Annotated in this window: 13 protein-coding genes; 2 read left to right on the top strand and 11 right to left on the bottom strand. The window is 70.2% G+C overall.

What is annotated here, in order from left to right; translation table 11 throughout:
• Positions 1-88: 88 nt before the first annotated feature.
• The 8 genes from Adu01nite_RS25610 to Adu01nite_RS25575 all read right to left on the bottom strand — a co-directional run bounded on the left by Adu01nite_RS25610 (position 89) and on the right by Adu01nite_RS25575 (position 7874).
• On the bottom strand, positions 89-1636 hold the full coding sequence (locus Adu01nite_RS25610; protein ID WP_438871095.1) for a fused MFS/spermidine synthase: 1548 nt from the start codon (positions 1634-1636) through the stop codon (positions 89-91).
• On the bottom strand, positions 1564-2565 hold the full coding sequence (locus Adu01nite_RS25605) for a coiled-coil domain-containing protein (RefSeq protein WP_203730065.1): 1002 nt from the start codon (positions 2563-2565) through the stop codon (positions 1564-1566). Before Adu01nite_RS25605 ends, Adu01nite_RS25610 begins: the two co-directional genes overlap by 73 nt.
• Positions 2566-2629: 64 nt before the next feature.
• The gene (locus Adu01nite_RS25600) at positions 2630-3403 is read right to left on the bottom strand and encodes an SDR family NAD(P)-dependent oxidoreductase (protein ID WP_203730063.1); all 774 of its coding nucleotides are present in this window, start codon (positions 3401-3403) and stop codon (positions 2630-2632) included.
• Positions 3400-4209 (bottom strand): inositol monophosphatase family protein, encoded by an 810-nt coding sequence (locus Adu01nite_RS25595; protein ID WP_203730061.1) that lies wholly within the window; start codon positions 4207-4209, stop codon positions 3400-3402. Before Adu01nite_RS25595 ends, Adu01nite_RS25600 begins: the two co-directional genes overlap by 4 nt.
• Positions 4202-4657 carry a response regulator gene (locus Adu01nite_RS25590; protein WP_203730059.1) on the bottom strand — a complete coding sequence of 152 codons (456 nt, stop codon included), beginning with the start codon at positions 4655-4657 and terminating at the stop codon, positions 4202-4204. Before Adu01nite_RS25590 ends, Adu01nite_RS25595 begins: the two co-directional genes overlap by 8 nt.
• Positions 4654-6261 carry a sensor histidine kinase gene (locus tag Adu01nite_RS25585; protein ID WP_203730056.1) on the bottom strand — a complete coding sequence of 536 codons (1608 nt, stop codon included), beginning with the start codon at positions 6259-6261 and terminating at the stop codon, positions 4654-4656. Before Adu01nite_RS25585 ends, Adu01nite_RS25590 begins: the two co-directional genes overlap by 4 nt.
• The gene (locus tag Adu01nite_RS25580; RefSeq protein ID WP_203730054.1) at positions 6258-7460 is read right to left on the bottom strand and encodes a PP2C family protein-serine/threonine phosphatase; all 1203 of its coding nucleotides are present in this window, start codon (positions 7458-7460) and stop codon (positions 6258-6260) included. The genes Adu01nite_RS25585 and Adu01nite_RS25580 overlap by 4 nt, the downstream gene beginning before the upstream one ends.
• A gap of 78 nt (positions 7461-7538) precedes the next feature.
• Positions 7539-7874 (bottom strand): hypothetical protein, encoded by a 336-nt coding sequence (locus Adu01nite_RS25575; protein ID WP_203730052.1) that lies wholly within the window; start codon positions 7872-7874, stop codon positions 7539-7541.
• A gap of 75 nt (positions 7875-7949) precedes the next feature.
• Here Adu01nite_RS25575 and Adu01nite_RS25570 point away from each other — a divergent pair, with 75 nt between their 5' ends.
• Positions 7950-10301 (top strand): M28 family peptidase, encoded by a 2352-nt coding sequence (locus Adu01nite_RS25570; protein ID WP_203730051.1) that lies wholly within the window; start codon positions 7950-7952, stop codon positions 10299-10301.
• A 4-nt stretch (positions 10302-10305) separates the two neighbouring features.
• Here Adu01nite_RS25570 and Adu01nite_RS25565 read toward each other — a convergent pair whose 3' ends face one another.
• Together Adu01nite_RS25565 and Adu01nite_RS25560 are read right to left on the bottom strand one after the other, a co-directional pair.
• Positions 10306-10590, bottom strand: coding sequence for a Smr/MutS family protein (locus tag Adu01nite_RS25565; protein WP_203730049.1), 285 nt, complete (start codon positions 10588-10590; stop codon positions 10306-10308).
• A 9-nt stretch (positions 10591-10599) separates the two neighbouring features.
• Positions 10600-10971 (bottom strand): tetratricopeptide repeat protein, encoded by a 372-nt coding sequence (locus tag Adu01nite_RS25560; RefSeq protein ID WP_203730047.1) that lies wholly within the window; start codon positions 10969-10971, stop codon positions 10600-10602.
• 140 nt (positions 10972-11111) lie between these two features.
• On the opposite strand from Adu01nite_RS25560, the gene Adu01nite_RS25555 reads away from it, so the two are divergent.
• Positions 11112-13238, top strand: a complete 2127-nt coding sequence (locus Adu01nite_RS25555; protein WP_203730045.1) for a hypothetical protein — start codon at positions 11112-11114, stop codon at positions 13236-13238.
• Here Adu01nite_RS25555 and Adu01nite_RS25550 read toward each other — a convergent pair.
• Positions 13183-13548: an RCC1 domain-containing protein gene (locus Adu01nite_RS25550; protein ID WP_203730043.1), complete on the bottom strand. Its 366-nt coding sequence runs from the start codon at positions 13546-13548 to the stop codon at positions 13183-13185. The two genes, Adu01nite_RS25555 and Adu01nite_RS25550, sit on opposite strands and share 56 nt — an antisense overlap.
• Between the last annotated feature and the right edge of the window lie 18 nt (positions 13549-13566).

The following is a 13566-nucleotide window of genomic DNA, read 5'->3' as shown; positions in this document are numbered from 1 at the left end:
ATGAAAAGCCGAATCAACCGAAGAGTACGACGTAGGGGCCCCGCCAAATACGGTGTTGCCCGCCTGCTCACCTCAGCGGTGGGGAAGGTCAGAAGTTCAAGAGCTGATCAACCGGGGCGTAGTCGTCGGTCAGCACCCGCGACCCCGTGGCGAACCCGGCGCCGTCCTGCAGCGTCACCGGTTCTTTCAGGCCGGCCAGCCCGGAGCGGATCGCGTCCAGCGGGAGCGGGCTCTTGGACGCCACGATCACGAAGTTGGCACCGCGCTCTCCGGCCAGAGCGTCCGGCGGCGCGATCAGCGCGACGTGCGGAAACACCGCCGCGACGGTGGCCAGCTCGGCCTTGAGGAAGCGATCGGGCGGGTAGTCGATCACGTTCTGGGCGAAGATGCCGGTGGGGCGCATGACGCGGGAGACGTCGGACATCATCTCGCGGGTCGAGAGGTGCCACGGCACCACGAGGTAGCCGAACGCGTCCCCGACGACGAGGTCGTACGCGGCGGTCGGCTGGGCGGCCAGCCCGACCCGGGCATCGCCGACCCGCACCCGCAGGTCCGGCCCGGTGACCAGGCCCAGCTCCCGCTTGTCGAGGTCGACCAGCCCGCCGTCGAGCTCGATCACCTGCTGCTCGCTGCCGGGCCGGGTGTGCCGCAGGTAGGTCGGCAGGGTGAATCCACCCCCACCGAGGTGCAGGGCGTCGAGGGCCATCCCGGCCGGCGCCGTCGCGTCGGCCACGGCGGCGATCCACTGGACGTACGCAAATTCGAGGTGTTTTGGATCTTGAAGGTCGACGTATGAGTGGCGGGCCGAGTTGAGGATGAGGGTGCGGCCACTCGGCACGGCCGGATCGCGCTCCACCCGGGCGCAGTGATAGGCCGTCTCGACGTCGCACGGCGTCGGCCCGACCGCCCCGAGACCGGCCCCGACCAGCCCGACCGAGACGAGCATCGCCCGGGTCTTCGGCTGTCCGGGCAGGTCGCGCCGCATCCACCAGGCCAGCCCGAGACCGGCCAGGGCCAGCAGCGCGGCGAGGCACAGGATGATCCAGTTGGTGGGTAGTGCGGCCACGAAGATGAAACCGGTGGCCAGGGTCGCGGTGATCGCCCCGAGGGTCCCCACGCTGGACAGCCGGCCGACCACCGCCCCGGTCCGGTTGAGGTCGCTGAGCTGCAGCTTCACCACCATCGGGGTGATCGTGGAGAGCAGGAAAGCGGGCAGGAAGACGGCGAGGGCGGCGAGCAGCAGGACGGCGGGGGCGGCGCCGCCGCGCAGGATCTCACCGCCGTAGCGGACCAGCGGCAGGGTGCCGGCCGTGCCGACGGCGGCCAGCAGCAGCGCGGGTGCCAGCAGCGTGCGCGGGTCGAACTGGTCGGCGAGGCGGCCGCCGAGCCAGGTCCCGTACGCGATGGCGGCCAGCGAGATCCCGATGACCGAGCTGCTCACCTGCAGGGTGACACCGACGTAGGGCCCGACGAGCCGGAGCGCGACGATCTCCAGGACCAGGACGGCGCCGCTGGCGGTGAAGACGAGTGCGGTGGCGAGACCGGACGGCAGCGCTCGCGCCGTCACAACATCGACAGGTGAACGTGGTTGGTGTGCACCGCGGCCGGCCCACCGGTCCCGCTGTAGGCCTTCCAGCCCGTACCCGGCATCCAGATCTGCCGGTACCAGATCACGTACATGACCCCGAGCCTATCCGCGTTCTTCACGAAGAAGGCGGCCAGGTTGTTGCCGTACGTCTTGTCGCTACCGCTGGCCGCCACATTCTGGAAGCCGGACTTGTTCGCCGAGAAGTCGCAGGCCCGGCCCTTCGGGTGCTCGCCGGAGGAGCGCTGCGAGAAGCAGTTCGTGTAGTGCGTGAAGTCGGCCGCCACCGCCTCCTGATAGGCGTGCAGCGTGCGCGGCGTGATGCACCCGGACGTGGTCGGGTCGTCGACCGTGCAGGATTCCTTGGGCCAGGAGCCGTCGGAGTTGCGCGGCGCCGCCTTGGCGAGCGGCGAGTTGACGTTGACGAAGCCGCCGGCCGCACCACCGCCGCCGACGCTGCCGAGGGCAAGCTCGGCCTCCTTCTTCTTCTTGGTCAGCGCCGCGACCTGCTTCTGCTGCTCCTTGATCTCCTTCTCGACGGCGGCCTTGGCGGCCTGCGCCTGGGCGAGATCGTCCCGATATTGCGAAAGGATCTGGCCGTCGAGCTGGGCGAGCATGTCGAGGTGCTGGACCCGCTCCAGGAAGCTGTCCGGCGAGCTGGAGTTGAGCAGCAGCGCCATGGTGCTGGTGCGGCCCAGCCGGTAGGTGCGGTTGGCGATCGAGCCGACCTGGGTCTCCAGCGTCTTCGCCGCGGCGGTGGCGGTGATGACCGTGGTCTGCAGCTGGACCTGCCGCTTCTTGGACGCGTTGAGTTTCTGGATCGCGTCGGCCTGACCCTTGGCCGCGGACTCGAGCGCGTTGCGCAGGGTCTTGTTGTCGCCCTCATCGGGGTCCGCCATCGCCGGCGAACTCACCAGGAACACACTCGCGACGAGCAGCGCCAGGACAGCGCTGATGCGCCGAAGGACAACCGCCGCCACGATTACCTCCCAGAAAGTCAGCGCGGGGGACTATACCGTGCTACGCAGGAAGGTTGCAGATCGTTCAAGTCGCGGAGTAACCACCGTCGACGAAGAGTGTCTGACCGGTCACGGCAACCGCCGCGTCGCTGGCCAGAAAGATCGCACAAGCAACGAAATCTTCCGGTACGCCATTTCTGCCGATCATCGTGCGCGCGGCGTGTCCGGCCACCTTGGCCGGGTCGGCGAAGACGGCCTCGGTGAGCGGCGTGTGCACCACGCCGGGGGCGATCGCGTTGCAGCAGACGCCGTGCCGCGACCAGGCCTCGGCCTGTGATCGAGTGAGCCCGACCAGGCCGGCTTTGGCGGCCCCGTAGGCACCGGAATTCCCGTATGCCCGGAATGCCTGCTGGGAGACCACGTTGATGATCCGCCCCCAGCCGCGCTCGGCCATCCGCGGACCGAACGCTTGACCCAGCTGGAACGGCGCGGTCAGGTTGGCGGCGAGCGTGACATCCCAGTCGTCGATGGTGAGCTCGTCCATCGGCGGCCGGCGATTCACCCCGGCCGCGTTCACGAGCACGTCCGGCTGGCCGTACCCAGCAATGATCTTGTCGATGACCTGCGTCACGGCCTCCCGATCGGCGAGATCCGCCGAGATCGCGTGCCCCACCGCGCCGTAACCGCGCAGCTCGGCCACCACCTCGGCCATCGGCGCCTCGCGCCGGGCCACCAGCAGCACCTTCGCGCCGGCCCGGCCGAGCGCCACGGCCATCGCCCGGCCGATGCCGGAACTCCCGCCGGTCACCACCGCCAAGCGACCCTGAAGACCGAAAATCTCCTGGAGGTACGCGTTCACAGCACCGACGTATCCGGGAAGAGCGTGTCGCGAACCGTGTGCCAGATGTCGTCGTTCGCCGCCACGAGCAGGCCGCGCTCGCTGTCGGTCGGGCTGTACGGCGAATCGTCGAGGTGACGGACCGTGCCGCCGGCCTCCTTGATGATCAGCGAACCGGGGGCGTGGTCCCACGGCAGGATCCGCCAGAACAGCGCGAACTGCTGCTCGTCGGTGGCCACGGCCGGATATTCGTACCCCGCGCAGTGGTGACCCTTGGTGACCTGAGCGAGCTCCGGCGCGTTCGCGATGGCGATCTCGCGCAGGTGCTGCGGCAGGTAGTGGGTGGCGACGACACCGCGGAGCGCACGGGCGCCGGGATCGTCGGTGCGGGTCTTGACGCGTACGCCGTCGCGGTAGGCCCCCGCGCCCAGCTCGGCCACCGTCAGGTGGTCACCGGGAACGTCGAGGATCCAGGACGCGGTGACCTCGCCGTCGCGGGCCAGCGCGACCATGATGGCGAACGGCGTCTTGCCGGCCGCGAAGTTGTTGGTGCCGTCGACCGGGTCGACGATCCACACCGCGCCCGGGTCGCCGACGCGGGACAGGAGCTGCGGATCGGCGGCGACACCTTCCTCGCCGACCACCCTCGAACCCGGCAGCAGCGCGGTGAGGCCGGCGGTCAGCGCCTTCTCCGACTCCTGGTCGGCGATGGTGACCAGGTCACCGGGCGATTTCTGCTGAATGTCACCGGCGGCCAGGTGCCGGAACCGCGGCAGCACGATCGTCGCCGCGACCTCCCGGATGAGATCGGCGACCTGATCAAGCACGCGGCGGCAACTTCACGACGCTGACGAAGAACTCGTCGATCTGCCGGATGACCTGGATGAACCGCTCGAAGTCGACCGGCTTGGTCACGTACGCGTTGGCGTGCAGCTGGTAGCTGCGCAGGATGTCCTCGTCGGCGGCCGAGGTGGTGAGCACGACGACCGGGATGCCACCCAGCTCGTCGTCCTTCTTGATCTCCTCCAGCACCTCGCGGCCGTCGCGGCGGGGCAGGTTGAGGTCGAGCAGGATCAGGTCGGGGCGGACGGCATCCGCGTACTCGCCCTCGCGCCGCAGGTAGGCGAGCGCCTCGGCCCCGTCGGAGACGACGTTGAGGCGGTTGCGCAGCTTGTGCTCCTCGAACGCCTCCTGCGTCATCAGCACGTCACCCGGGTCGTCCTCGACCAGAAGAACCTCGATCGGCGTGCCGTCGGCACGCGTAGGAGATGTCACGCTGCGACCTCTCTGTTTGCTTCTTCGCCAGTCGTCGGAACTTCAACGTCCGGAGTGCCCGCAAGCACCGGAAGAGTGAAGTTGATCGACGTGCCTTCCTCGACGTCCAGGTCCAGCCAGATCCGTCCGCCATGGTATTCGACGATCTTCTTCACGATGGCCAGCCCGATGCCGGTGCCCTCATAGGCGTCCCGGGCGTGCAGCCGCTGGAAGATCACGAAGACCTTGTCGGCGAACTCCTTCTCGATGCCGATGCCGTTGTCCCGGACCTTGACGACCCACTCGCCGCCGTCGCGCTCGGCGGAGATCCGGATGACCGGCGGCTCGTCCGGCCGGCGGAACTTCAGCGAGTTGCCGATCAGGTTGACGAAGAGCGTGGTGAGCAGCGGCTCCTCACCCTCCACCGTGGGCAGTCCGGCCCAGCTGATCTCGGCGTCCTCTCCGGCCCGCACCTCGAGCTGGGACTTCACCTCGGTGAGCACCTGGCCGAGGTCGACGTCGGTGAACCCGGCGGTGATCCGGCCGATCCGGGAGAACGCCAGCAGGTCGTTGATCAGCCGCTGCATCCGCTGCGCGCCGTCGACCGCGAACCCGATGTATTGATCGGCCCGCTCGTCCAGCTGCCCCGAATAGCGGCGCTGCAGCAGCTGGCAGAAACTGGCCACCTTGCGCAACGGCTCCTGCAGGTCGTGCGACGCCACATAGGCGAACTGCTCGAGGTCGCGGTTGGACCGGGTCAGCTCCTCGGCCTGCACCTTGAGCTGGTCGTTCACCCATTCGATCTGGCCGCGCGCCTCGCGCACCTCGGCCAGGTCGGAAACGATCTTCTGCCGCATGCCGTCCACGTCGGCGGCGAGGCTGGCCAACTCGGGCGAGCCGACACTGTCGATGTGCTTCTCGTAGTCACCCGCCGCCACCTCGCGGACCTGGCCGGCCAACTCCACCACCGGGCGGCTGACCAGGCGGTCGAGCAGCAGGAGCAGCCCGGCCCCGGCCAGGATGATGATCGCGGCCGCGGCGATCTGGATCGCCACCATGGTCTGGCTGCTGTCCTTGGCCGCGGCCGCGGACGCGGCCCGCAGCACCCCGATATCGGTCTGCATCTGGGTGATCGCGGCGCGCAGCGCGTCGAAGGCGGCCGTGGACCCGGCCGCGATCTGAGCTCGACCGGCTTCGGCCCCCTCGGTGCGGACCGCGTCGATCACCGGCTCGGCGACGTCGCGGTGCCAGGCCTGGCCGCGCTGGCGGACCAGGTCGAGGTCGGCGTGGATCGCCGTGTCGTCCGGTTCGAGCAGGTCCTCGATCCGGCTGACCAGGCGCTGCTCATCGGCCATCCCGGTCGTGTAGGGGGTGAGGTTGCTCTCCCGGCCGGTGATCGCGAAGCCGCGAATGCCGGTCTCCTGGTCGACGAACGCCGTGTTCAGCGACTCGCCCGCGGCCCGCATCGGGCTGGCCCGGTTGAGCACGTCGTCGAGCTGGCGATTGTTCCGGGCCGCGGTGATCACGGCGAACACGGCAAGGGCGCTGAGCAGGACGCCGACGATGATGCACAGCGCCGCGATCCGCCGGCGCAGCGTCCACCGGCTCAGCTCGAAAATGCTCACCGCCCACCGCCGCGGGAGATGAGCAACATCGCCACGTCGTCGGCGAGCGGCCCGCCGTTGGCCTGCTCGGCCTGGCCGACCAGCCACGCCGGCAGGGCCGGCAGCGGCACGCCCCGGCCGGCCGGCTCGTCGAGCAGCTTGCACAGGCCACCGACGTCCAGCCGCTCGTCGCCGTTGCCGGCGTGCCCCTCGATCAGGCCATCGGTATACATCAACAGGGACCAGTCGTCGGCCGGCAGCTGCAGCACGGTGACCGGCGGCGCCTTCGGGCGCACGCCGAGCACGATGCCGGGCTTGGCGTCGACCGGTTCGGCCCGGCCGCCGGCCAGCTGCACGGGCGGCGGATGCCCGGCGAGCCGCACGATGGCCCGGTTGGCCGGGATGTCGAGCACCACCGACGCGACCGTGGCGAACACCTCACGGGCCCGCCGCTCACTCATCAACACCTGTTCGAGGAAGCCGAGCACCTGCTCGTCCGGCACCCCGGCCAGCACCAGGGCCCGCCAGGCGACCCGGAGCTCGACGCCGAGCGCCGCCTCGTCGACGCCGTGCCCGCACACGTCGCCGACGATCACGTGCAGCCGGTCGTCGCCCACCTGCACGACATCGAAGAAGTCGCCGCCGAGCAGGCCCATGGCCCGGCCGGAGCGATAGAACGTGTGCACCTGCACGGCCGCGGTCGACATCAGCGGCTGCGGGAGCAGACCACGCTCCAGACGGGCCGACTCGGCCTGGCGCAGCTCCACTTCGCGGAGCCGGCGCGCGTTCTCGTCGGCGCGCTTGCGCTCGACCGCATATCGCAGGGCCCGGGTCAGCAGGACCCCGTCGACCTGGCCCTTGACCAGGTAGTCCTGGGCGCCCTCGGCCACCGCGGCGACGCCGAGATGCTCGTCGGAGCGGCCGGTCAGGACGCAGACCGCGGCGCTGCCGGCCACCGCTAGCAGCTGCCGCAGGCCGTCGATGCCCTCGGCATCGGGCAACCCGAGATCGAGCAGGATGCACTGGATGCCACGCATCATCGAGGTGGCCTCACGCAGCGTGGTGGCCACCGCCAGGTCGAACGGTGCGGCCGCCTCGTGCAGAAGCTCGCGCACCAGGAAGGCGTCGCCCTCATCGTCCTCGACCAGCAGGACCCGCAGGCGTTCCTGGGTCACCGCCGGCCCGGTCCGGACGCGGGGGGCGACCGACCGTTCAGTCATGTCGATACCCCACTCGCTTCACCGAACCTGACTCGAGAATCGTGGACCACTGGCGTCCGGCGCACAACTCTGCGGATCTCAAGTGTGATCCTCGGCGGCCACGCGCCGGGCGTGGTCGACGATCACCTGTCCGAGGATGCCGTGCAATCGCCCGCAATCCTGACAATGCAGGTTCTCGTCGATCCGGCGGCTGCCGCACCCGTTGCAGGTGCCGCGGTCATCGGGGTCCCGGTAGGAGGCCAGGGCCTTGCACAGTGCGCGGATGACGTGGTCGCTCATCGGGAAGACGTCCTGGCCGAAGGCGGTACGCACACCGACGACGGCGACCGGGTCGGCCTCCGGATTCGGGTCATATGGGGCAACCGCGTCGATGAACTCCGCGACGACGGCGGCCGGGTCGATCGGTGCACTCACCTCGACAACGCTAGGCCACGCCGGAAACGATCTTTGGGCTACCCGGTGTCATAGCTACCCGCTTAGATGTCACCCATGAGTGCCCCCGCCCTCGCCGCCCCCGCCAGACGGCTGCCCGCCGCGCTTTCCGCCGTCGCCGCCCTGGTGGCGATCGGTGCCGCCGCGGTCTGGTCGGTGCAGCCGCCGGCCGCCCGCGACACCTCCGTGCCGGCTGCCGAATTCAGCGCGGCTCGCGCGTTCGCGCAGGTCGAGGCGATCGCGACCGAGCCGCACCCGGTCGGCAGCGCGGCGCAGGACCGGGTGCGCGAGCAGCTGCTCACCACGCTGCGCGGGCTCGGGCTGACGCCCGAGGTGCAGGACACCGTGTCGGTCCAGGGAGCGAAGCTCTCGTCCAGCGCCGGGGGTGCCGGCTTCGCGCACGTACGCAACGTGGTCGCCACCATCCCGGGCACCGCCTCCACCGGCCGGATCTTCCTGGTCGCCCACTACGACTCGGTGCAGGTCGGGCCGGGCGCCAACGACGACGGGGCCGGCACCGCCGCGATCCTGGAGACCGCGAGGGCCCTGACCAGCGGCGCCCGCCTGCGCAACGACGTGGTGCTGGTGCTCACCGACGCCGAGGAGGCCTGCCTCTGCGGCGCCAAGGCGTTCGTCGACCAGAATCCGCTCGCCAAAGATGGCGGCGTCGTGCTCAACCTCGAGGCGCGCGGCAGCAGCGGACCGGCGATCATGTTCGAGACCGCGGCGAACAACCGCCGCCTGGTCGACATCTACGGCGGGGCGCCCAAGCCGGTCGGTACGTCGTTCGGCGTCGAGATCTACCGCCTGCTGCCGAACGACACCGATTTCACCGCGTTCCGCGAGGCCGGCTTCACCGGGCTCAACTCGGCCTACATCGACGGCGCCGCCGTCTATCACGCGCCGACCGACGTACCGTCCGCAATGGACATCGACAGCCTGCAACACCACGGCGACAATGCCCTGGCCGTCACCCGTGTGCTCGGCGCGCAGGACCTGTCCGCCCTGAAGAGCGGCGACGACGCGACCTACTTCCCGGCGCCCGGCCTGCTCGTCCGCTACCCCGGCGAGCTGGTCTGGCCGCTGGCGGTGCTGGCCCTGCTCGCGGTGATCGCACTCGGCTGGCTGGCCCGGCGGCGTGGCCTGACCGACGGCAAGCGGTTGGTCAAGGCGGGCGCCCTGACCCTGGTGCCGATCATCGCGGCGCCGGTGCTGGCCCAGCTTTACTGGGCGCTGCTCAAGCTGATCCGCCCGGGGTACGCGGAGATGCCCATCGACCCGTATCGCCCGGGGTGGTACCGGCTGGCCATCGGCGCGATCGCCGCGCTGGTCGTGCTGGCCTGGTTCGTCTGGCTGCGCCGCAAGACCGGCCCGGCCACGCTCGCCGTCGCCGGCCTGGGCTGGCTGGCCGTCCTCGGCGTGGTGCTGGCCGCGGCCACGCCCGGCGGCTCCTACCTGGCCGCCCTGCCCGCGCTGGCCGGCGCGATCGCCGGCATCGTGGCCGTCCTGACCCGCGGCTGGTGGCCGGTGCTCGCGGTGACCCTCGGCGGCGCGGTCGCCGTGATCATCCTGCTGCCCACGGTGATCATGCTGTTCCCGGCGCTCGGCCTCAAGCTCGGCGCCACCGGCGCGTTCCTCGCGGTGCTCCTCGGCCTGGCACTGCTCCCGGTCCTCGACCTGATCCACCCGCGGGCCGAGAACCAGCAGGGACTGGAGGCGTTACGCGCTCGCCGCCGGGGCGCGCTACCCACGCTCGCCGCGCTGCTCGCCGTCGTGGTCTGCACGGTGGTCGGGCTGAGCGTCGACCGGTTCGACGCCGAGCACCCGACGCCCACCCACCTGATGTATGCCCTCGACGCCGACAACGGCACCGCGCAGTGGCTCAGCGACGAGCCGGTGGTGCAGAAGTGGACGTCGCGGTACGTCGCCGGCGACCCGCACACGGTCGACGCGACGCTGCCCGCGTTCGGGCCGGAGGAGATGCGCACCGGCAAGGCCCAGGCGGCCACGCTGCCGGCGCCGAAACTCACGCTGCTGTCCGACACCCGGTCCGGGGACAGCCGGGTCATGAAGCTGCTGCTGCAGCCGCAGCGGCCGGTTCGGTTCACCACCCTGCACGTCGCGGCCGGGATCGGGGTCACCGCGGCCACGATCGGCGGCCGCGAGCTGACCGTCGAGAAGGCGACGGACGGCCCCTGGGGCTTCGGCTTCGTCTTCCACGGGCCGCCGGCCGCGGGCGTCGAGGTCACGCTGACCGTGCAGACCGCCGGCAAGGTCAAGTTTCGGGCGATGGACGGCAGCGACGGGCTGACCACGCTGCCCGGTTTCCAGGCGCGCCCGTCCGGCGTCGGCATCGTCGGCTCGCACAGCAGCGAACTGCTGGCGGTGGCCGCCACCTACGAGCGGTAAGAGGTCAGCGCCCGCGGCCGCGGCGCCCGGTGGGGGCGTCGTGGCGGAAGTGCACGAAGAGGCGGCCCCAGTTGTCGCCGTCCTTCTCCACCCGGTGGTAGAGCTGCTTGATGTCGCGCTGGTCGAGGAAGCGCAGCACCTTCTTCTTCAGCGCGCCGCTGCCCTTGCCCGGGATGATCTCGATCATCGCGGCCTTCTTCTCGATGGCCTCGTCGATGATCCCGCGCAGGGCACGGTCGATCTCGGTGCCTTTGTTGAAGATGTCGTGCAGGTCGAGCTTGAGCTTCACGTCAAGATCCTATTCGTGGGCGGACTTGCCTAGCCATTCCTCGACCCGGCGCACCGCGTCCTCGTAGTCGGCGTGCTGCTTCATCGCCACGGCCAACCGCAGGTGCGGGAGGGCCTCACGAAAGCGGCCGTCCCGTTCCAGGGTCCGGCCGAGCACGTGGTGCGCGTAGTGATCCGACGGATCATGCTCGACCAACGCCCGGAGCTGGGCTTCCGCCCGCTTCAACTGGGCCGAGTTGAAATACGCCCGGGCCAGCAGCTGGCGGACCGCGGAGTTGTGCGGCTCGGCCTCGACGATCGGCTCGAGCAGCTTGGCGGCGCCGAGCGGATCGCCGGACTCGAAGAAAAAGGTAGCTCTGCGGTACTCCTCGAGTAGATCCACGAACACGCTCCCCCAACAACCTCGCGCCGCCGACAGACATCAACGCTGGCACAACCATGAGCCAACGGCGAGTGTTCCGGCCTCTCAAGCTTCCCGACAATTCACCGCATACGGCAACTTTGTCGTCAGACAATGCCTGCGTGGGGGACTTTCCGAGCCATGTCGTGTCCGTGCCGGCCCGTCCACGATTCGGGCGTGCCCGGGCGACCGCCTTCACGGTGCTCGCCTTCGCACTGTGCCTGACGCTGTCGGGCGCCACCTCGTCGCCGGCACTACGGTCGCCGGCGCTGCTGATCGCCGGGATGCGGGACATACCGTCCCCGCCGACCGGCACCCCGTGGCGGCCGGCGCCGATCGACGCGAACGGCCTGAACATGGTGGCCAGCACCGACGGGCAGCAGTTCGTGCTGCACACGGCGGCCGGGCCGCGCACCTTCCTGCCCGGGGTGGATCTCGGCAACACCACGCCCGGGCACGTGCCGGCCGACGTGTCGATCTCGGCGGCGCAGTACCGGGCCTGGTTCGCGGCGATGACCTGGCTGGGGATCCGGGTGGTGCGGATCTACGACATCCACCCGCCGGCGTTCTACCAGCAGCTGGCCGCCTACAACCAGGCGAACCCGGATCGGCCGCTCTATGTGATGCAGGGCGTCTCGCTCGTCGGGGACGCGTACATCAAGAAGGGCAATCTCTACGACGCGCAGGTCACCGACGCCTTCCGGCGGGAATTGAAGGACGCCGCGCAAGCGGTGTCCGGGCAGCTGAACCGCACCACGCTGCCGGGGCGGGTCGGCGGCGAGTGGACCGCGGACATCACGCCCTGGCTGGCCGGCTGGATCATCGGGTCGGAGCTCGACCCGGCCGCCGCGACCGCCACCGATCGCAAGAACGCCGACGCGAAGGCGGTGACCGGAAAGTACTTCCGCAGTGCGTCGGACGCGACGCCGACCGAGCGGTGGCTGGCGAACCGGATGAACGACCTGGCCGGCTACGTGGCCGCGGAGAAGGTGAGCCAGCCGATCGCGTTCGTCAACTGGGCCACCACCGACCCGCTGCGGCACCCCGAGGAGCCGCTGCGCCAGGAGGATCAGCTTCAGCTGGACGCCAACCACGTACGACCCACCGACGAGTGGCCGGCCGGAACGTTCGCGAGCTACCACGCGTACCCGTACTATCCGGATTTTTTGCGGTATGAGCCGGCGCTGCAAGCGCAGGGTGATCCCTACGTCTCCTACCTCGCGGCGCTGCGCAAACACCATGCCGGGATGCCGACGATGATCACCGAGTTCGGGGTGCCGTCGTCGATCGGGTCGGCGCACAACGGTCCGCTCGAACGTGACCAGGGCGATCACAGCGAGGTCGAGGCCACCCGGATGACCGCCGGGCTGCTGCGGGACATGCGGGCGATCGGGATGGCCGGCGGGTTCGTGTTCGAGTGGGCCGACGAGTGGTTCCGCTACACCTGGAACACGGTCACCCATCAGGTCCCCAACCGGCGCCAGCTCTGGCACGACCCGCTCACCAACGAGCAGGGGTTCGGGCTGCTGGCGATGGATGCGGCCGGGGTCACCGGCGAGGACTCCCAGACGCTTGTCGACGCGGACGGCGGCTGGCCGGGCCGGCGGGTCACCGCGCGCGCCGACGAGTCGTACCTGCATCTCTCGATCCGGCTGGGTGACTCGCCGCCGGGATCGCTGATGATCGGCTTCGACTCACTGGCCGGGCTGACCGGTACGCCGATGGCCGGGAGCGCGGATCGGCGGCCGGACGCGATCTTCGCGCTCAACCTGGTCGGGCACACCGGGCAGGCGTACGTCCGTAAGCAGTTGGACCCATTGCAGCTGGACGGCGACATCCCGGACTCGGCGCGCGGGCCGGCCCCGGACGGCTGGCGGCCGTACGAGTTGCTGGTGAACCGGGCGCAGAAGGTGCCGATCGAGATGCAGAACGCCGGTCTCCTGCACTACGGCGACAGCACGGACAGCCGGGCGCTGTGGCACGTCGACGGCGACGACCTGACCATACGGGTGCCGTGGGCGATGATGGCCTTCGCCGACCCGTCGGCGCACGCGGTCGGCGTGCCGAAGGACGGCAAGCTCACCACCCAGCGCAGCACCGGGGTAAGCGTCACCCTGTCGGCCTCCGGCACCGACCAGTCACTCGGTCAGGTGACCTGGGACGACTGGAACTGGCCGGTCGCCACCGAGCGGATCAAGCAGGGGGCGGAGCAGTTCCGGGATGCGGCTCTCGCGGTGACGAACGACTGATCAGCATCAACGCCGCACCGCCCGCGACCAGCAGCGCGCCCGCCACGACCAGCAGCAGCGGGTTGCGTCCCGGGCGGGACCCGTCCGGGTAGTCGGCTCCCCAGCAGTAGACCTCGCCCGCGTCGGTCAGCGCACAGGTGCCGTCCCCGTCGGCGACGAGCTGCACCACGCGCCCCTTCAGCCCGACCTGGACGAGCTTGGCCGGGCAATCGCCGGAACACTCGTCCGCGCTCGCCTCCGAAGGTGGCCCCACCAGGAAGAGCGTCGCGACTACGGCCAAGATCGCCAATACCCGACGCAAGATCCTCATGCAACCATTATGGGCGTT

The sequence above is a fragment of the Paractinoplanes durhamensis genome, from assembly GCF_016862175.1.
Taxonomy (GTDB): Bacteria; Actinomycetota; Actinomycetes; order Mycobacteriales; family Micromonosporaceae; genus Actinoplanes; species Actinoplanes durhamensis.
Note: the sequence above shows the minus strand (reverse complement) of the source record. Positions and strands in the feature narration are given on the sequence as shown.

Excerpts from the sequence above, each read along its gene's own strand:
- Adu01nite_RS25570 (WP_203730051.1), top strand. The coding sequence starts at position 7,950 with ATGAGTGCCCCCGCCCTCGCCGCCCCCGCCAGACGGCTGCCCGCCGCG.
- Adu01nite_RS25580 (WP_203730054.1), bottom strand. The coding sequence starts at position 7,460 with ATGACTGAACGGTCGGTCGCCCCCCGCGTCCGGACCGGGCCGGCGGTG.
- Adu01nite_RS25550 (WP_203730043.1), bottom strand. The coding sequence starts at position 13,548 with ATGAGGATCTTGCGTCGGGTATTGGCGATCTTGGCCGTAGTCGCGACG.